Genomic DNA, 19157 nt, shown 5'->3' with positions numbered 1-19157 from the left:
ATAGAATCCGCGTTAAACGCAATGGAGATTCTATAACATTGGAACTTTAATATTTCTTAATTAAGTTTAACTTAAAGAAGTTTATAGACCTAATCCTATAATTCCCCACAATTCGCCCACTTGCCAATCATCAAGCAAAATGCTACTTTGAGAATGCAAAAACTGCAGAATCTCATTGCTATTAAACTCACTCCCACCTATACAAGAATGATGAGCAAATAAAAACCCCCGTGCAAGGCTTATCTTTTCTGCTAATGCCTCCTCACATACAAAGCAAAAATGCTCTTGTCCGCTTGGCACTCTCCCCTCAAAATGAAGTATTTTTGCATACATTTCAAGCACCACACGCTTTGGATTCTGCAAACAGAGCTTTTGTGCGCCTTCTTCTAAAAGCGTAAAATAAAATTCATCAATCTTATGCACATCAAATAAATGCTTATGGAGTAGCTTAATAAAATGCTGCCATACATAATAACGCAGAGTATCGGATTCCCATTTATATCCAAGATGCAAAATATGCTTAAGTTTTGGGAGAAAGGTGAGATTTGACTCTTCTTCAAAATCAATCTTGCGCCCTATATTGATGATACTATGGCGCGCACCATAAAAACGATAGAGTGTTTTGATATACATTGGAGTGAGAATTTTGACAATCATATCCTCATTGCGCATTTTTTGCATAGACAAAATATAGCCCTGCATCAACGACCTTTAAATTTTTCTTTAGCTATAAATGCTAAGATGTGTCTATATGATAATCCTTAAGAGATTTTAACATATAATTCTAGCTTAATTTTTGAGTTACCAAGGAGAGGTTTGAGCGCGTTTTTACATCAAGCGATTCTAGCTACACAAGAAATCATTAACATTTTACAAAAGAAAGATAGCTCACTCTATGCTCTCCATAATGTCGGTGCAGGGGGTGATGTGAGCATTGGCGCAGACCTTATCAGTGAGCGCATATATATGGAGCATTTGCTTCCTTTGGCAAGTGTAAATTCCGAAGAAAGCGGCTTTGCGCAAGGCAAAGGAAGTGATTATATTGTGCTTGACCCGCTTGATGGAAGCGACAATTTTCTCTCCCATATCCCCTATTATGGCTCATCTTTGGCATTATGTGATACAAATGGTGTGGTTAAAGAATCTGTGATTTTTAATTTTTGCACTAAAGAGGGTGTAGCGCGTGTGGGTGAAAAAGTGCTTACTTTTTGCATTCAATCCTATATGCTTCATAAAGAGGAGGCGTTTCAAACATTGCAAGTTGCGTCTATAAGTAAATGTGGCATCTTTGAAAAAGCCTATCATAATCCCAAAATTGCTACTCTTTTATACCAAAATCAGCTCAAATTTCGCTCTTTGGGTGCAAGCGCACTCTCTATGGCAAAGGCATATGAAGTCAATTTTATGCTTTTTGCTGGAAAAATACGCGATTTTGATAGTAAAGCCGGGCTATTTCTCTGCAAAAATTTACATTGTATTTCCACAGATAATTTCACCCTCATAAGTAAAGATAAGCATATTTTTGATACAATCTCACACATCTTTTCAAAACAAAAGGATAAAAATGGGTTTTGGTAATTTGTTTAAAACCAAAAAAGATGATGTAAAAGAAGAGGCACACAAACAAGAAGCTCCGCCTAATCATTGGCTCAAATGCCCTAGCTGTAATGCGCTGATGTATTACAAAGAGGTTTTTTCACAATCTCATATTTGCCCAAAATGCAATTATCACTTTAGAATCTCTGCCCAAGAGCGCATCGAAATGCTATGCGATAAGGATAGCTTTGTTGAATATGATAAAGACTTGCGTCCCATTGACCCCCTTGAGTTTGTTGATAAAAAAAGCTATAAAAAGCGGATTCAAGAGGGCGAGGAGAAAACAGGACGAGCAAGTTCGGTTATTGCAGGTGAAACGCTTATTGGTGGTGTGGGAATGCAGCTTGTGCTTTTTGATTTTGCTTTTATGGGTGGTTCTTTAGGCTCGGTAGAGGGCGAGAAAATTGTGCGTGCTGTAAATCGTGCTGTGGCTAAAAAACAAACTCTTGTGATTCTCTCTACAAGTGGTGGGGCGCGTATGCAAGAATCCACCTTTTCACTAATGCAAATGGCAAAAACTTCTTGTGCGCTCAATAAACTCTCTGATGCAGGATTACCTTTTATTTCTGTGCTTCTTGACCCCACCTTTGGCGGTGTGAGCGCATCTTTTGCCTTTTTGGGGGATATTATTATTGCCGAGCCGGGTGCGATTATTGGTTTTGCAGGACCACGTGTGATTAAACAAACCATAGGGGCAGATTTACCGGAGGGATTCCAAACAGCAGAATTTTTGCTTGAACACGGGCTTATTGATATGGTCGTACATCGCAAAGATTTAAAGAAGACATTAAGTGATATAAGCAAGATGCTCAATCCAAATTATGCAAATCAACATTTATTCTATAACTAAAAAAGATATTTCCTATCAAGCATTACAAGAGGAGTTATGTATGCAGTGTAAGCAATTTGGAGCGCAAATCACACATTTTGATTTTTTTTCTCAAGCTATCAAAAATGCACAAAAAATCTCACCAAATAAAGCACAGCAATCCTATACACAGGCTTTTCTTCCCCATTTAAACAGCGCAGGACTTAATATAGCCCTCACACCCGAAGGAAAAAGCTATGATTCAGTGCAATTTGCACATTTTATAGAATCTCACAATCTTGTGCAATTTTTTATCGGCGGAGCGTATGGGCTTGAGCAAAGTTTTATCAAACTCACCCACGCAATGAGCTTAAGCGCAATGACTTTTAGCCATAAAATTGCCAAAATTGTGCTATGTGAGCAAATCTATCGTGCCTTGAGCATTTTGTCATCGCATCCGTATCACAAATAGGGAGGATTTATGATTGATTATACTTTTTTTGAAACACTTCTTAATGAACGTCTTAATAAGCTCCTTGAGAGTATTGGGCATAAAAATACACATATCACACAGATTCAAAATACTTGCCACAAAGACGAGGGAGATGTTGTCATAGCAGGGTTGCAAGGAAACTTAGAAATGAATATGATTGATTTGTATCAACGCGAAATAAAAGATATTCGTAGTTCATTGCAAAAAATTAAAGAAGGTGTGTTTGGAATATGTGAAATGTGCGATGATGAAATTGGTGTAGAGCGCCTTAAAGTCAAGCCCCACGCCAAATATTGCATTAACTGCCGCGAACTCTTTGAAAAAGCACAAAAAAAGGAACGATAATGAAACTCAAATATTATGTGATATTTTCTGCTATTTTTATGCTTATTGTTGGAATATATACATACGATTTAGAATCTTCTCTCTACACCTATCACCTCCCTTTTAGCCAAATAACTTTCACAATGCCTGTGGCATTATGGATTGTGGCACTTATTGCTTTATTTTTTGTGGCAACTTTAGTATTTTTTGCCTCGGCTTGGGCGCAGGATTTATTAGAAAATTATCATCGCAAACACGACTATGATAAGCTTCTTTCACAAATTAACGAACAAGCCCTCAATCAAAATATTAAGAATCGTATCTATAAGCGCAAAGCTTTTTCAGATTTATCAAAGATTTTGCAACGTTTTTATCTTAAGCCTAGACTTGATTCAACAGAAAGCTTTAATCGTAAAATTGATACGCTCTTTGAAAACTATAAAGATGTGATGAGCGGCAAGGTTGTGGATTTAAAAAACTATCATTTAAGCAGAGACAATAAATTTAATGTGCAGAATCTAAAAAACAAAATTGGGGCGAATTATAAAAAAGGCTTTCAAATTTTAGAGCAAGATTATCCCAATGAGCTTAAAAGTTATGCCGCACTTGAAATACTAAAAAACGCCCAACTTAGAGAGATTGAGAAACTCCCCTCTTTGCTTACAAGCGAAATGATAGATAAACCTATTGCACAAGAAGTATTTAAACTCTATCTTAAAAACGCCAAAGACATTGCGAAAACAGAAGTGTATGGAGTACTTAAAAAAGTCAATACAAGCGCGATGGAATATATCCAATATGCGATTCAATCTAAAGGTGTGCTAGAGCCTAATGAATGGATACGATTTTTTGAAGGCTGTGCGGATTTTGATGAAAATGCAGAAATGGCATTTTTTTATGTGCTTTTTGAACTTGAAATGATAGATAAAGCAAAAGAGCGACATCGCTCCCATAGCAAAGGAGAATACAAACTCATTGATGCGTATTTAGACTTACGCTCATTGGGCAAACATTATCCTTTTGATATTTTTCTTTTACAGCCGCAAGCCTAAGATTCTGTGCTGATAAGGTGTGGTATCTTATCATTTTGCGCACGATAATGTATGCTTTTGTGCTTTGCATATACTACTTGTGCGCCCAAAGCGGCTTTGACAAAGCGCCTCCTTGTCCAATCTACCACAAAATCCCCCGCACCTTTGCGTGCCACATATAGCCCTACTAATATTTGGGCGGCTTTATGCAAAATCTCATCGTTTGGGGCTTTTTTCCCACAATGGATAATCATATGCGCACTTGGTACATCGCGTATATGCAGCCATATATCATCAGCCTTAGCAGATTCTAAAAGCTTTTGATTATCCTTTGCATTGCGCCCTACACTGATTTTAAACCCCTCCACAAAAAAACTCTCATTATCTTTTGTAATATTTTTATGTTTTTTGCTCACAAATATCTCACCCAAATCGCCAAAACGCTCGACAAAAGCAATTTGATGAGTGATAAAAGCAATCCTCTCCTCTAAATTTTCAACTTGTTTATGTAAATGCGCTGCTTTTTTTTGGTTTTTTTTACTTTGTGTAAAATACCAATTCCCCGCTTCTTGCAGATCTCGTGCGTGGGGAGGAAGCGGCACATAAACATCTTGAGCATTTATATCCTGCAACACAAGAGCATTTGAAGTGATTTTGTGTGTGGGCAAAAGGTGCAAGGAGCTAAAAATCAGCTCTCCATAGCGCGCATAATCCTTTGCAGATTCTAAAAGCATACCTTTTTGAGGCAATGATTCTAAATTCTGCTTAAGCGCATCTTGCTTTGTTTTAAGATGTTTAAGGATAGAGTGCTTTTTGTCTTGTTTTGTTTGAATCTGCATTGGGGCATTGCGCAATAAAGCGCATACAGATTGAGGCTCTATGCTCTCACTAGGCTTTATATTTTGAGGTTGGGGCAATGGCTTTAGCACCTTTCCTACACGCACCTCACGCCAAGATTTATGCTCGGGGATATGGCGCAGAGCTTCACATACGACTAAATCTTTATCGCATAATATCACATTTGTGTGCTTACCGGTAAATTCACATATCAGCCAAAAATGCTCTATTTTGTATCGCTCTTTTTGAGTAAGAAAAAAAGAGAGGATTCTATTTTCTCCATCAACTTGTATTGATTCTATGTGCGCTCGTGTAGTGCATTGAGCGAGTTTGTTATCAAATGGGGCGCAAAATGCCTTTGGGCTTATTATCTCTTCATCGCTTATAAAAATACCGCTACGTGAGCGCGTCATATCAAAATAAAACCTCTCTCTTATCCCTTGCTCATCTTGACAGATGAGCATAAAGAGATTATCGCCCTTGCGTTTAAAGCTAATAATTTGGCGCATTTGCTGCATATACGCACAAAAGCCCTTGAGCAAGGCGAGATTCACAACTCTGCACCCTTATTTAAATGCGCCCTTGCAAAAGAAAGAGCCTCATCGGTAATATTTGAACCACTGATAATACGCGCTACTTCGCGCACCCTACCTTCAAAATCAAGCTTACTAATCACGCTCTGCCCCTCTTTTTTCTCTACAAGATAATGCGTATCTGCAAGAGAGGGCATATGCGTTTGATGTGAGATAGCAAAGATTTGATAATCACGTGAGAGACTTTTGAGAATCTGCGCCACACCCTCGCTCTCCTCACCACTTAAATTCGCATCAATCTCATCAAGCACCAAAATACCGCTTTTAGGCTGAAGCTGTGTTTCTACACACATCATCACAAGGCGGAGGCGATTATATTCGCCAGAAGAAAGCATATTCACTTCACTTTTCCCCAAAGTAAGAGCGCATTCACTGATGCCCTTTTGATGCAATGGCACTTGGGTAAGGATAAGATGACTTGGTTGCAAACGTAATTGCACACATAGCTCACTTATACGCGCATTCAATGCTTCTGCAAATTTTTGGCGATTTTGGTGCAATAAGTGTGCGTTTGTTTCACACGCGTGTGAAAGCTCTTTAATCTGCTTTTGCAAAGTTTGTTTATCAAAGCTTAAATGCTCATATTCTTGGAGTTTTTGTTTTTGTTCATTAAGATAGCTAAGCGTATGTGTAATACTCCCAAAGCGGCGGATATATTCAGCAAGAGCGGCGATTCTATCAAGCACCTCTTCGGGATTAAGCTCATTGAGATTCTCCATTTGCTCTTCTTGACTTTGCACAAGAGACTCAAACTCACTCAAGCCCTCAATGAGATTAGGACAATTTTTATCTATAAGATGCAAAAAACTCTCAAAGCTTTGTGCCATCTCTAAAGCCTCTCGCACTTTATAGAGCTGCTCTTTAATCTTTTCTTGCTTAGAGAGCATTTTTTTAAGCGCAAGGAGTTCTTCGTATTCACCCTCTTTAGGATTTAAAGATTCTATTTTGGCAATTTCAAAAGCGGTAAATTCCTTAAGTGTGGCAATATTTGCTTCTTTAGATTCTAAATCTGCGAGTTTTTGTTTTTGTTCATTTAAAAGTTTAAAATCTGCCTCATATTGAGCTAATAATGCACTATGATTATTCTCTTTAGAAGTAATAAATATATCTAAGATTCTTAAAATATTGCTATTTTTAAGCTCGTCTGCGCCTTTGGTGCTGATATGTTTAGCAAAGCCACTCACAATTTCATTAAGCTTTTTTTTGGAACTTGAGATGTGATTAAGAAAATAGCGCGTTTTATCTTTTTTTAAAATACTTAGGACAATCTCATTATCATCATTAGGAATGCCATTTGCCTCCCAATCAAAGTTAATAGCATCTAAGGCAATATTTGCTTCGATTAAATCCGCATTGCTCTCTTTAATGCCAAAAATAGCAAGGAGGGATTCCATAAATACTGATTTACCGCTCCCACTTGCGCCACTAAAAACATTAAAGCCCCCTTGCATATAGAGTTCTACATCTTTAAAAGCAGGGGAATTGTGGATTAAAATCCGCTTAATCATCAACGCTCCTTATTTGCTTTAATATTCATCGCCCCATTTAAATTTTTCTTTTAATACACTAAAATAATCCCTCGTGCGTGGATAAATAAGCTTTGCTCCTTGAGTTAAAGCCAGAATCTGCACGCGATGAGAGGGTGTAATGTCTATCATTTCTTGCCCATCAATGATAAGCTTTGCTCTTTGTCCTGCACAAAATTCTAGCACAAATTCATCATTAAGCACTAATGGTCGCTGTGTGAGTGAGTGTGGCGCAATAGGAGTAAGCAGAATATTACGACAATATGGATAAATCACTGAACCGCCCGCGCTGATATTATAGGCTGTTGAACCTGTGGGGGTGCCAATAATTAACCCATCACATACATAGGTATTAAAATGCTTATTATCAATACTTGCGCGTATTTGCACCATACCACTTAGCTCGTGCTTTGAGATAAGAAATTCATTAATAGCGATAAATGTATGCACAAGCTTTTGTGCCTCATCATATACATTGGCTTGGAGCAAGAGATGCTCTTGTAAAGCATAATCACCGCTTTTAAGATAGGGGATAAAAGAGTGAAGATTCTGTGGCATAAGGGCTGTAAGAAAGCCTAAACGTCCTGTATTAATCCCCATACAAGGTAATTTGTATTCAAAAGCACGGCGAAGCGCAGCAATAAGCGTCCCATCACCACCTAAACTAAAAAGTGCATCACATTGTGTAGCAATAGAAGCAAAATCCTGCCCAAGAAGCTCAATCATACCCCCACTCATACTTTCTAAAATCACTTCAATATCTGCACGATGAAGCTCTTCACGCACTTGCAAAAATACACTCTTAAGCTCTGGCGTAGAAGGACGCAAGATAACACCAACTTTATGAATGCTAGGATTTGCTCTATTCATATTTGCCTCTCTTTATCAATTTCTTGCTATTTGAATAGGTATTTTACACTAATGGAGTGAGTTTCATAGAATCTGATATTGACAAAACAAAGAGCTTAAAATAACTTCAAACATAAAAACAAGCGGCAATGTCTGTTTTATTTTAATCTTCACTATGCTTAGCTATACTCGCTTATACTCACTCCTCATAGATTAAAATGCTCTGTGATATGCCCTACCAAAATCCCAAAAAGCATTGAAGTTTTTAAAATCCTAAATTCTTTCCCTGCCTTATCGCTTTCTTTCAATAGGACACTTTTGTCTATGCCGATATTTAGAATCCCTACCTGATGAAAGATTCTATCAAAGCGCACTCAATTATTCTACATAAAATGCACGAACAATAAAGCCTCTCTCCATTGCCTTTTGCTGGCTTAGCCCCTCAAATACTGCGACATTGGGTAATTTTTTACCTACAATATAAATTGCTTCTCTTGCGCGAAAACTCGCCAAACCTTCTTGCTTGAGCTCTGGACTTGAACCTGCATAGGGGAGGTTATCTACAATACCTGAAATCTCAAAAGCCACGATTTTATTATCTTTTGCTACCATATCCATAATACCCGCACTTAGCTCATCAAAACAATTTTGTGGCATTTTCCAACGTCCTATTTTCATATTTTTGCAATGTGCGACTATTTTATCTTTTGGCTTAATTGAATACTTAAGCTTTACAGAGACATTATCACGCTCCTTTTTGAGGGCATTGCTTTGAGCTTTCAAAAGCTCAATTTGCTTGTCCTTGGCATCAAGCTCTGATTGCTGCAAAATATTTTTATCTTCTTCTTGCTGCATAAGGCGAGTTTGTATGCTTTGAGTTACATCTTCAAGTGTAGCGGGAGAATACGCCACCATATAGTAATACCCGCCACCAAGCACAGCTAAAAGCAGGATAAGAGAGCATAAAAAATACCATTTTGCTTTGCCTGACTTCCTTTCCATAGCACCACTCCTTTGTGCAAATTTTGATATTTAAATTTTTGTGTTTTTACTTTGCAAAACAGCAAAAGCTATTCCTTATTGACTATGACAAGATTCTTGAATGTGTATTTAAAGCTAAGCATAGAGATGATAAGCCCTTAAAGCATTTGCACCCCCTTAAGTTCCTCAATATTTACAGAATCTATACACACTCACCTCAAGAGTTAAAAATATATCTAAGTGCGTATTTTTTACACATTAAGCTTATCTAAGTGCGTATTTTTTACACATTAAAAGCACGACTCGCTCTTTTAGAATATATAATTGACGCACTTTAGTTTATGACTAATCTCAATTTTTGTTTTGGAGGAAACTATGGGTTTTATTGATTCTATTAAAGCACAAGCGAAGGTGCGAAAAAAAACGATTGTTCTTCCCGAAGTCGATGATGTGCGCACACTTGAAGCAGCAGTGAAGATTTTAAGTGAGGATTTTGCAAATCTTATCTTACTAGGCGATAAAGAGAATATTTGTGCCAAAGCTCAAGCACAACTCTCTCATCTCCCCACAGAAGTGCTGAAAAAGGCGACTTTTTTTACCCTCAAAGATACAGCACTTCTTGATGAGCTTATCGCACTTCTTGTTAAGCTACGCGCTCATAAGGGGGTAGATAATGCCAAAGCAAAGGAACTTTTACTCAATGATTCCCTTTACTTTGGATCTGCTCTTGTAAAGGCAGGAAAGGCTGATGGAATGGTAGCAGGAGCCACTCGCGCAACTTCTGATGTATTGCGTGCAGGGCTGCAAATCGTAGGCACAGCGCCAGATTCTAAACTTGTTTCAAGCTTTTTTGTAATGGTTATACCTGATTGCGATTATGGACTTAATGGCACCCTTGTATTTTCTGATTGTGGGCTTTGTCAAAATCCAAATGCAGAGGAACTTGCCCAAATCGCGCTCTCAAGTGCAAAAAGTTTTGAATCCATTATGCAAAGTGAGCCTTTCGTAGCGATGCTTAGCCACTCTACCTATGGAAGTGCCAAACACCCTGATGTGGATAAAGTCGTAGAAGCAACAAAAATCGCTAAGCAACTTGCCCCACATCTTAAAATTGATGGTGAATTGCAACTTGATGCAGCAATCGTGCCAAGTGTAGGTGCATCAAAAGCAAAAGGCTCAAATGTCGCAGGAAAAGCAAATGTGCTTATTTTCCCTGATTTAGATGCAGGCAATATCGGCTATAAACTTGTGCAACGATTTGCCAAAGCTGAAGCCTATGGACCAATCACCCAAGGTATGGACGCACCTATTAATGATCTCTCAAGAGGTTGCAGTGCTGATGATATTGTAGGCGTGGTGGCGCTTAGCGCACTTCAAGCAAAATAAACTAAGGAGAGAGAAATGAATGTTTTAGTTATTAATTGTGGGAGTTCTTCTTTAAAGTTTCAACTCATTAATACAGATACTGAAGGCGTTCTTGCTTCTGGTATTTGTGATAGAATTGGTATTGAGGGGAGTGTATTTACCTACAAAACCGGTGAGGGCAAGAAATATGAGAAAAAAGAGCCTATGCCCAATCATACAAAAGCCATAGAAATGGTGCTAGAATCTTTAACAAATAAAGAATATGGCGCAGTCAAATCACTTCAAGATATTCGAGCCATTGGGCATCGCGTAGTGCATGGTGGAGAGTTTTTTAAGGAATCTGTGCTTGTAAATGACTATGTAATTAGTCGCATTAAAGAATGTTCAGATCTTGCGCCCTTGCATAATCCCGCTAATTTAATGGGAATTGAGGCGTGCAAGGCAAAAATGCCACATACACCTATGGTTGTAGTCTTTGATACTGCCTTTCATCAAACAATGCCGCCCAAAGCATATATTTATGGTGTGCCCTATGAATGGTATGAAAAGCACAAAGTGCGCCGATATGGATTTCACGGGACAAGCCACAAATATGTATCGCAAAAAACAGCTGAATTCTTAGGCATTGATTATCATAAATCAAAAATCATTGTATGCCACTTGGGTAATGGCTCATCAATTTCAGCCATCAAAAATGGCGAATGTATCGATACAAGTATGGGACTTACACCACTTGAGGGCTTAATGATGGGAACGCGTTGTGGCGATTTAGACCCTGCGATTTTAGAATACATCTCCAAGCACGAAGATTTAGACATACAAAGCATTCTTACTATTCTTAACAAAAAATCAGGGGTGCTTGGCATCTCTGGTGTTTCAAGCGATTTTAGGGATTTGCTTGATGCAGATTTAGGAGGAAATGAACGCGCAAAACTCGCTCGTCTTGCCTTTGCATATCGCGTAATGAAGTATGTGGGCGCATATTGTGCAGCGATGAATGGTGTTGATGCTGTAAGCTTCTGCGCAGGTGTGGGAGAAAATGCAAAATTTATACGCGGTATAATTGTGCAGAATCTTGAATTTTTAGGCGTGAAACTTGATGAAGAAGCCAATAATATATGTGGCAAAGAAGCAGTTATCTCTACACCGGATTCTAAAGTGAAAGTATGCGTGATACCCACTAATGAAGAACTTGTGATTGCACGAGATACAAAAAACATTGTCTCTCAACTCAAAGAGGAAAAATAATGAGGGCTATACTTCCAGCAAAAGATGTGCTTTTTATCTGCATTGATATACAAGAAAAGCTTACAGAGCTTATGGCACATAAAGAAAAAGTGATAAAAAATGCAAATATTCTCTTAAAAGCTGCTACAGAGTTTCGTATCCCTACACTTGTTGTTGAGCAATATCCTAAGGGATTAGGCAAAACCCATAGCGCAATTACAATCCCAGAGGGCGTGAGTGTTTTAGAAAAAATAAGCTTTGGTATATTTGGCGATGAGGGGATTGCCTCTTTTATTGCCCAAAGCAAGGCAAAAACGCTTGTGTTTTTTGGGATAGAAACCCACGTTTGTGTGCTTCAAAGCCTCATAGAAGCGCGACATTTGGGCTATGAATGTTTGCTTGCTGCTGATGCGTGTAGCTCACGAGAAAAAGCAAGCCACAAACTTGCCCTTGCTTTTTTCAATACGCAAGGCATAGTAACACTCCCTACAGAATCTATTCTTTTTAGAATCTTGGGTGATTGCAAACATTCCTCGTTTAAGGCAATCTCTGCTCTTGTAAAATAATCTCCTAGCGCATAGAATCCCACCTATGCGCCTATGTACTTTCAAGCTATTAAAACATAATGGAACTTTCTTTGCTTATAATCCCAAGAAAAATCACTTAAGAAGTGGCAGATTTAGGGGATTATAAAGGACAGAAAGTCATATGGATATAACACTATCGCAGAATTTCATTCAAATCACGGTTGATGAGGATAATGAGTTTCTCCATAAAGCCCTTGCTTATGCCGAAAAATATTTTTCTAAGAGCTACCGCTTATCACGCACAGTGCTTATCCTCGATGATGGAGAGCGATTTAAAAAAGATTATCTTGTAAATTGGGCATACCACGCCCTAGGACAAGATGAAAAACACCAAAAAATCCATAATCTTATAGACAATTTAGACAATCCCCCAGCCCAAGAAGAATATAACGAAAAAGATTCCCTAGAAAAGCCCATAGAAGATCCTTTGCAGGATTTAAAATATTTACTTGATTTTACCTATCTGCCTATACGCATTAAAATAACAAACAAAAATGCGCTTATTGAGCGCGTAAAAATTAGCCTACGACTTCTTAATACCAAACGCGTGGTGCTTAAAATGGATAAAGCAAATAATGTTGCAAGACGCTATATTGCGCATATATTTGAGGATTACTATGTGGGCTGCGATAGAGATGAGATATATTTAGATAGCACAAAACCCTATTTTTGGGAAAGTATTATGAATCTCATTAGTTTTAAAGTCATTCATAATGTGATTTTAGATTTTGATTATGATAGTTTTGCAAATCGTGGTGGTTTAGGGAGCTTTGAATCTTCTTTTCTTACTGATGAGGAAAGAATGCTGCGCGGCTGCTATATGACTTTAGAATGCCATTATCAAGATGATTTTGAACAAGTGAAAAAAAACTATCTCAAACTTGCCAAAGAATATCACCCCGATAATGTTTTTGGACAAGATGAGGAGATTATAGAAAGCTATAATGACAGATTTAGGAGGATTCAAGAGGCATATGAAAAAATAAAAAATTACCTCAAAGCCTCATAAATACGCCGAATCTCCCCGCTTATACAAAAGAAAAGTGTAAATTTGATGATTTTATTTTAATCCCAAAAATAAGCTCAATCTCTTGCAAAATACAAAAAAGATATGGATTCTCTCTCATTTATTCAATGTATTCAATGCGCTTAGAGGGGCTACGCATTTAGAGATACTTAATTCTGCAATTAAATGCGCTTTTGTATTATAAAATTACGCTTTCAATACACTTTCAGTTACAATATCCTGCAAAAAACTCTACACAAAAAAGGGCTACAATGAAGTTTTATCGCTTCTTTTATATTTATATTGCATTTTGTCTAGGCTTTATACTCTTTGGTTGCGCCCATAAGCCTAAAGTTGCCACACAACCCCCTGCGAGTTTTACTCAAAGTTTTGCCCAAAGCAAAGCACAATTAAAAAAAGTTTATAAAGCGCAAAATTTTCATACAGAGTTTTATTGTGGGATTGATTTTAATCCACATACCCTTGCGCTTTTACCCTCACCAAATTACACACCGCGCAATCCCCTCACAAAAACAGGAAAAGTAAATGTGCGCACTACACGTATTGAATTTGAGCATATAATGCCCGCTCACCGATTTGGCAAAGACTTGAAATGTTGGAAAAATGGGGGACGAAAAGCGTGTGCAAGAGATAAACAATTTATGCAAATGGAATCTGATAAGCGCAATCTCGTCCCTGCTATTGGCGAGATTAACGCCGATAGGAGCAATTTTGCCTATGCAGATTCAGCACATTTGGAGTCTCAAAACTCTAAACAATATGGAAAATGTGATGTTTATACGGATTTTAAGCATAAAAAATTCTATCCGCGAAAGAGTGAGCGCGGTATCATTGCTCGTATTTATCTCTATATGAGTGAGCGCTATAACATTACATTATCAGCAGAGGAAGAAAAACTTATGCGCAAATGGGATAAACTCTACCCACCCACGCCATACGAACAAAAACTAATTGCCACACAACAACCCTAAAGTTTTTATATTATTTATGAGTTTTGCGATACTCCAAAATCATTGCATATGCTTCATCTTTGAGGCGCAATTTTTGTTTTTTAAGCACTTCAAGCTCCATATCACCCATCACTTCTTCACCATCTTCAATTTTTTTGATTCTATCATCAAGCTCATTATGCTCATCAAAAATCTTTGCAAAATGTGCATTATGCGTCTTTAGTGCGGTAACCTCATCTCTGTATTCGTGAAACATCACTACTCCTTTGTGTAAAATAGGGCTTTTATTTTAAGATATTTTGTATAATAGCCTAGCACTTTATATATGAATGCTTTTCAAATATGAAAGATTCCCACCAAAAGAAGCATTAACTTCTATAATCGGCATTGATTTTTACATACTCATAGCCCAAATCGCAACCATAAGCGACAAAACACCCCTCACCCTTGCCTAAATCACAGCTAACCCTAAAACTTTCTTTTTGCATTACCGCCGCCGCTTGAGATTCTCTTTCCTTATCAAAACAAATCTGTCCCCTATCAAAAACCACCACATCATCAAAGGCAATACGCAAACTCTCTTGCGCACATTCTACTCCACTTGCGCCAATAGTTGAGGCGATTCTTCCCCAATTTGGATCTCCTCCAAAAATCGCCGTTTTTACCAAAAGTGAATTACTCAAAGCTTTTGCGGCTTTTATTGCTTCAGCTTCATTTCTTGCCCCCTTTACTTCAAAGGCTACAAGCTTACTTGCCCCTTCACCATCACGCACCATATCTGTGGCAAGTTTGTGCATAATCATTTTAAGCGCCTCTTTAAAAGCCATCTCATCATAGCTTCCGCTACGTCCATTAGCAAATAAAAACACAGAATCATTTGTGCTCATATCGCCATCTACGCTAATAGCATCAAAGCTTGTTTTAGCGCATTCTTTTAAGATTCTATCTCCACAAGATTTTGGCAGAGCCGCATCGGTAGTGATAAAACAAAGCATAGTCGCTAAGGCTGGTTGTATCATACCTGCTCCCTTTGCCATTGCACCAATGCAAAAACTCCCTCCTGAAGGCAGATTTACCCTAAGAGCAATTTCTTTGCTAAAGGCATCAGTTGTGCGTATAGCATCAGCAGCACGAGCGTGAGCATTTGAATCTTTGGCATTAGGGCTAAAAGCGGCAAAAGAAGCTATAATTTTTTCTTTAGGTAAATACTGCCCTATCACGCCTGTACTTGACATAATGGGATTTTGCACAAAGGGAAAGCGAGCTTTAAGTGCATCTAGAATCTCACATACATCTTCTATGCCTTTTTGCCCTGTCATCGCATTTGCATTTTTAGTCGTAATCAGCACAAAATTACTTGCTTTGCCCTGCACAAATGTTTTATAATGCGTGATGGGCGCTGCCTCAAAGGTATTGCTTGTAAAAAGCGTAAAAGGCTTGAGTGCATCTTCGCTATACAAAAAAGCAACATCAAGTGCGGGCTTACCATTGCTTAGTGGGGGTTTTAGCCCTGCGCTCACGCCATCAGCATAGAATCCTTGTGGTGCATTAATGCCGCCTTTGATAGGGATAATCTCAAACATAATCAACCTCTCTTGGTCTTTGTTTTTTCATAATCAATCGCTTTGTGGTGCGGATATTTTCACTTGATCCAATCACAAGGAGTTTGCATTCGCTTGAAACAATCACATTTCCATTTGGCATTGTAATATAAGTGCCATCTTTTTGTGTAAGCCCCACCACTGATACATTTGTAACATCGCGAAAATGTGCCTCTTTAAGCTTTTTTAGCACAAGCCACGAGTAGCGCGGCACGACAATCTCTTCTAAATCAAGTGGCGTATCGTGGCGATACAAAAATCGCTCAAGCAGATTCTCCATATCTGGGCGCAACGCCATTGCAGAGATTCTCTGCGCCATAAGCTTAGGGGCAGAGATTACAGAATCACAACCTAATTTTCTAAGCTTTTTATCCTCTTCTTCAGAAGTTGCTGTGGCGATAATATAATAAGGCTTTCTCCTAAGCTCCTCCTCAAATAATCGTGCGCTCACCACCATTGTAATATTATCTGCGGCATTTTTAGAAAAGCTCACAATTCCCCTCGCGCTTGAGAGGTGGGATTTAAGCATTGCAAGATGCGTGTGGGGGTCATCAACAATATAATAGGGATATTTGTATTTTTGTGCTTGGGATTCAAAATCTGGGGAATTATCTATGACAACAAAGGGTATGTGAGATTTCAAAAATTGTTGGGCAAGCTGTATTGTGAATTCATTATGATAGCAAATCACATAGTGATTCTGCAGACGCGCGATTTTATACACCATTTTTTGCTCCTTAATCAATGCGATAAGTGTGCCATTATTAACTACACTCATAATAAATGCCACACTAAAAGTTACTACTCCCGCCCCGCACACCATAAGCAACACGGTAAAAATAATCGTGATTGTGCCAAAATGCCCCTCGTTTAATGAGCCAAATCCTGTATTGGTAAAAGTATAAGAAGCCTGAAAAAATGCCTGCATTAAATCATAATCTTCTAAAACCAAATACCCCAAAGTCCCAAAAAGGAGAAAAAATTGAACAAGAATAAGCGGAAGGCGGAAATTTTTGAGCTGTTCATACAGCTCACCCGAAAGTGAAATGTCTGGTTTGGGCTTATTGCCCCAATGAAGAAGTTTCCTAAGTTTTGAAAACAAAATAAAATGTAACTCTAGGAGTATTTCTTCAATGTGCGTAAAGTAGAAGCTGCTACCCTCACGCGAACTTTTGTGCCATCTTCAAGCTTAAGTGCGATGCTACGAAGATTAGGAAGTGAGCGTCTTTTTGTCTTATTATTGGCATGGCTTACATTATTGCCAACCATTGGACCCTTACCTGTAAAAAAACATTTCTTTGCCATTATTTACCCTTTATATAAAAATAGGGCGAGATTCTAATCAAATTTAGCACAAAACTACCTTAATCCTAATCAATAAGCACACTCATACCTACGCGTAAACCCTCAATATGTGCAGTAGGATAAGCCTCTACCTCAAAAGTTTTCACATCATAGCCCTTATGTGCGCTTGTAGCTCTCCAAGTCGCAAAATCTCCCATAACAGATATAAAACTTACTTTAAACTCCGCTTCTTTCCCAAGTGCTGGGATATATGCCTTAAAAGTGCTATTTTTAGGAAAATCTTTGAGACGATATTCAGGCAGATGAAAGCTAATCCACGCATCATTCATATCAATCATTAACACCACAGGGAATCCACTTGGTGCAAGCTCACCCTCGTGAAGCAAAACATTACTAATCTCACCATTAGCAGGGGCTATGGCTTGGGTATCTTTGGCATAGCTTTCTACTTCACTCACCTGTCCTGCTGCAGCATCTTCTCTTGCTTGAGCAGCAATCTTAGTCTCACTGCTTGCACCCTCAAGAGCAAGTTTATATTGCTGATAGGTTACATTCTCATTATGTTTAGCCGTTGTGTAATTTGCATAGGCTTCATCTCTCCTTTGTTGGCTCACTACGCCATCTTTATACAGAGATTCTATACGCTCATAGGTGCTTTTGGCAAGATTTGCCATAGTTTTTGCACCAGCCCATACATCTTTTGCAGATTGTATGGTCTCCGCTCGCGTTCCTTGCTTTGTTTCTGTGCTTAGGGCTTTAGCCGCTTCATAGCCTGCCTTTGCTTGCTCAAGTTTTGCCTCAAGTTCAGGAGAATTAATACTATATACCAAATCGCCTTTTTGGAGCATATCACCCTTTTTTACAAAAATATTCTCCACACGCCCCGCAACCTTAGAGCTAATAGCATACTCTCGCGCCTGAACTTGGGCGTAGATTCTCTCCTCTTTTGGTTCATACGCGCGTGTAAAGCTCACAATAAGCCATAGTATAAAACATAACACAATCACGCATAGTGCGATAAGTTTTGGTGATATTTTTTTCATTTTGCCCCTCCTTTTTTAATAAAAAAATCCATAGAATCTCTCTATTTCATCACTTAATGTAAGCAATCTTGCAAGTGCAATAGTATAATTATATGCCACACTTTGACGCTCAATAAGAGCAAGAGAGAGGGCATTTTGTGCATCGCTCACTTCTGTGCTTGTGCTCATACCTTGCGAAAACGCACTTTTGCGCAATTTCAAATTCTCATTTGCAAGTTCAATAGAAGATTGTAGGCTGATATATTGTGTTTTGTAAGAAAGCACTTCGTTGTAGGTTTTTTCACAAAGTGTTTTGAGATCTTTTCGGGCTTGAGAAGTCGCATATTGCGCTTCAAGAGAGGCGATTTTGCTCGCTTGATATTTTTGGATTCTCCCATTTGGACTAAGGAGTGTCCATTTTGCCCCAACCCCCACATACCAATGTGGCATAGCCTTATCAAGCAAGGAGCTATTATCATTAATTAAATAGCTCCCAAAAAGCCCAACATCAGGCAAAAATGATGAAAATTCAATATGTGAAAGCTCATTAGCTGATTTAATTTTATTATCCATTATTTGCAAAGCTGGATAAACCTCAAGCGTTTTATTCACAAAATATTCCACCTTTTCTAGCAAAGCTTCCTGTTTAATATCAATACTCTCTGCCACATCTAAGGGTAAGTTTGATTCATTGCCAAGTATCGCATTAAGCGCCATATAGGCAATCTCAAGATTGTCTTTTGCCTTTTGCACCTCAATATTTGATTTATCATAATTTACTTGCGCTTGCAATGTCTCTAAACGCGCAATCTGCCCTTTTTCTTGGAGTTTAAGGGCATTTTGATAATGCGCTAAATGTCCCTCATTTGCGCTTTCAAGTGTGTGTAAAATCTGCTGGGCTAAAACTACGCCATAATAAAGCTTTGTGCAATCTTCAAAAAGGCTTAATTCCTTAAGCTTTAGTGCAAGATTGGCATCTTCAAGTGCGATTTGGGAGAGTTTATTTGCAAAATACTTTTTCCCTCCGGTAAAAAG

21 protein-coding genes are annotated in these 19157 nt (G+C 38.4%); 10 read left to right on the top strand and 11 right to left on the bottom strand.

The window, feature by feature from the left end; genetic code table 11:
• Nucleotides 1-81 precede the first annotated feature (81 nt).
• Nucleotides 82-702 (bottom strand): recombination protein RecO, encoded by a 621-nt coding sequence (recO, locus tag J1E28_RS01820; protein WP_291026233.1) that lies wholly within the window; start codon nucleotides 700-702, stop codon nucleotides 82-84.
• Between the two features lie 114 nt (nucleotides 703-816).
• On the opposite strand from recO, the gene J1E28_RS01815 reads away from it, so the two are divergent.
• The 5 genes from J1E28_RS01815 to J1E28_RS01795 are packed head-to-tail and all read left to right on the top strand — an operon-like array spanning nucleotide 817 to nucleotide 4273.
• Entirely contained in the window at nucleotides 817-1578 is a 762-nt protein-coding gene (locus tag J1E28_RS01815; protein WP_291026232.1) for an inositol monophosphatase family protein, read from the top strand.
• Nucleotides 1565-2446 (top strand): acetyl-CoA carboxylase, carboxyltransferase subunit beta, encoded by an 882-nt coding sequence (accD, locus tag J1E28_RS01810; protein ID WP_291026231.1) that lies wholly within the window; start codon nucleotides 1565-1567, stop codon nucleotides 2444-2446. Before J1E28_RS01815 ends, accD begins: the two co-directional genes overlap by 14 nt.
• Complete coding sequence (locus J1E28_RS01805; protein ID WP_291026230.1) at nucleotides 2418-2876, top strand: 23S rRNA (pseudouridine(1915)-N(3))-methyltransferase RlmH; 459 nt, start codon at nucleotides 2418-2420, stop codon at nucleotides 2874-2876. Before accD ends, J1E28_RS01805 begins: the two co-directional genes overlap by 29 nt.
• Nucleotides 2877-2885: 9 nt before the next feature.
• On the top strand, nucleotides 2886-3242 hold the full coding sequence (dksA, locus tag J1E28_RS01800; RefSeq protein WP_291026229.1) for an RNA polymerase-binding protein DksA: 357 nt from the start codon (nucleotides 2886-2888) through the stop codon (nucleotides 3240-3242).
• The gene (locus J1E28_RS01795) at nucleotides 3242-4273 is read left to right on the top strand and encodes a hypothetical protein (protein WP_291026228.1); all 1032 of its coding nucleotides are present in this window, start codon (nucleotides 3242-3244) and stop codon (nucleotides 4271-4273) included. Before dksA ends, J1E28_RS01795 begins: the two co-directional genes overlap by 1 nt.
• Here J1E28_RS01795 and J1E28_RS01790 read toward each other — a convergent pair.
• From J1E28_RS01790 to J1E28_RS01775, 4 genes are all read right to left on the bottom strand, one after another.
• The gene (locus tag J1E28_RS01790; RefSeq protein WP_291026227.1) at nucleotides 4270-5643 is read right to left on the bottom strand and encodes an NFACT family protein; all 1374 of its coding nucleotides are present in this window, start codon (nucleotides 5641-5643) and stop codon (nucleotides 4270-4272) included. The two genes, J1E28_RS01795 and J1E28_RS01790, sit on opposite strands and share 4 nt — an antisense overlap.
• On the bottom strand, nucleotides 5640-7190 hold the full coding sequence (locus J1E28_RS01785; RefSeq protein WP_291026226.1) for an AAA family ATPase: 1551 nt from the start codon (nucleotides 7188-7190) through the stop codon (nucleotides 5640-5642). The genes J1E28_RS01790 and J1E28_RS01785 overlap by 4 nt, the downstream gene beginning before the upstream one ends.
• Before the next feature lie 18 nt (nucleotides 7191-7208).
• Nucleotides 7209-8078: an NAD(+)/NADH kinase gene (locus tag J1E28_RS01780; RefSeq protein ID WP_291026225.1), complete on the bottom strand. Its 870-nt coding sequence runs from the start codon at nucleotides 8076-8078 to the stop codon at nucleotides 7209-7211.
• A gap of 357 nt (nucleotides 8079-8435) precedes the next feature.
• Nucleotides 8436-9059, bottom strand: a complete 624-nt coding sequence (locus tag J1E28_RS01775) for a hypothetical protein (protein ID WP_291026224.1) — start codon at nucleotides 9057-9059, stop codon at nucleotides 8436-8438.
• A gap of 354 nt (nucleotides 9060-9413) precedes the next feature.
• Between J1E28_RS01775 and pta the strand changes: the two genes are divergently transcribed.
• From pta to J1E28_RS01750, 5 genes are all read left to right on the top strand, one after another.
• Nucleotides 9414-10424 (top strand): phosphate acetyltransferase, encoded by a 1011-nt coding sequence (gene pta / locus J1E28_RS01770; RefSeq protein ID WP_291026223.1) that lies wholly within the window; start codon nucleotides 9414-9416, stop codon nucleotides 10422-10424.
• Nucleotides 10425-10439: 15 nt separating this feature from the next.
• On the top strand, nucleotides 10440-11651 hold the full coding sequence (locus J1E28_RS01765) for an acetate kinase (RefSeq protein WP_291026222.1): 1212 nt from the start codon (nucleotides 10440-10442) through the stop codon (nucleotides 11649-11651).
• Nucleotides 11651-12196 (top strand): isochorismatase family protein, encoded by a 546-nt coding sequence (locus J1E28_RS01760; RefSeq protein WP_291026221.1) that lies wholly within the window; start codon nucleotides 11651-11653, stop codon nucleotides 12194-12196. Before J1E28_RS01765 ends, J1E28_RS01760 begins: the two co-directional genes overlap by 1 nt.
• 142 nt (nucleotides 12197-12338) lie before the next feature.
• Nucleotides 12339-13226, top strand: coding sequence for a J domain-containing protein (locus tag J1E28_RS01755; protein WP_291026220.1), 888 nt, complete (start codon nucleotides 12339-12341; stop codon nucleotides 13224-13226).
• A gap of 269 nt (nucleotides 13227-13495) precedes the next feature.
• Nucleotides 13496-14215, top strand: coding sequence for an endonuclease (locus tag J1E28_RS01750; RefSeq protein WP_291026219.1), 720 nt, complete (start codon nucleotides 13496-13498; stop codon nucleotides 14213-14215).
• Between the two features lie 10 nt (nucleotides 14216-14225).
• Here J1E28_RS01750 and J1E28_RS01745 read toward each other — a convergent pair whose 3' ends face one another.
• From J1E28_RS01745 to J1E28_RS01720, 6 genes are all read right to left on the bottom strand, one after another.
• Nucleotides 14226-14450 carry a YdcH family protein gene (locus tag J1E28_RS01745; RefSeq protein ID WP_291026218.1) on the bottom strand — a complete coding sequence of 75 codons (225 nt, stop codon included), beginning with the start codon at nucleotides 14448-14450 and terminating at the stop codon, nucleotides 14226-14228.
• Between the two features lie 112 nt (nucleotides 14451-14562).
• A complete protein-coding gene (argJ, locus tag J1E28_RS01740) occupies nucleotides 14563-15777 on the bottom strand; it encodes a bifunctional glutamate N-acetyltransferase/amino-acid acetyltransferase ArgJ (protein WP_291026217.1) in 1215 nt (404 codons plus the stop codon).
• Complete coding sequence (locus J1E28_RS01735) at nucleotides 15770-16897, bottom strand: potassium channel family protein (protein WP_291026216.1); 1128 nt, start codon at nucleotides 16895-16897, stop codon at nucleotides 15770-15772. The genes argJ and J1E28_RS01735 overlap by 8 nt, the downstream gene beginning before the upstream one ends.
• Nucleotides 16898-16911: 14 nt before the next feature.
• Nucleotides 16912-17100, bottom strand: coding sequence for a 50S ribosomal protein L28 (gene rpmB, locus J1E28_RS01730; RefSeq protein WP_291026215.1), 189 nt, complete (start codon nucleotides 17098-17100; stop codon nucleotides 16912-16914).
• A gap of 65 nt (nucleotides 17101-17165) precedes the next feature.
• Nucleotides 17166-18143, bottom strand: a complete 978-nt coding sequence (locus J1E28_RS01725) for an efflux RND transporter periplasmic adaptor subunit (RefSeq protein ID WP_291026214.1) — start codon at nucleotides 18141-18143, stop codon at nucleotides 17166-17168.
• 15 nt (nucleotides 18144-18158) lie between these two features.
• A partial coding sequence (locus J1E28_RS01720) for a TolC family protein (protein ID WP_291026213.1) occupies nucleotides 18159-19157 on the bottom strand: 999 nt, incomplete at its 5' end.

This window comes from Helicobacter sp. (assembly GCF_022511165.1).
Taxonomy (GTDB): domain Bacteria; phylum Campylobacterota; class Campylobacteria; order Campylobacterales; family Helicobacteraceae; genus Helicobacter_C.
Note: the sequence above shows the minus strand (reverse complement) of the source record. Positions and strands in the feature narration are given on the sequence as shown.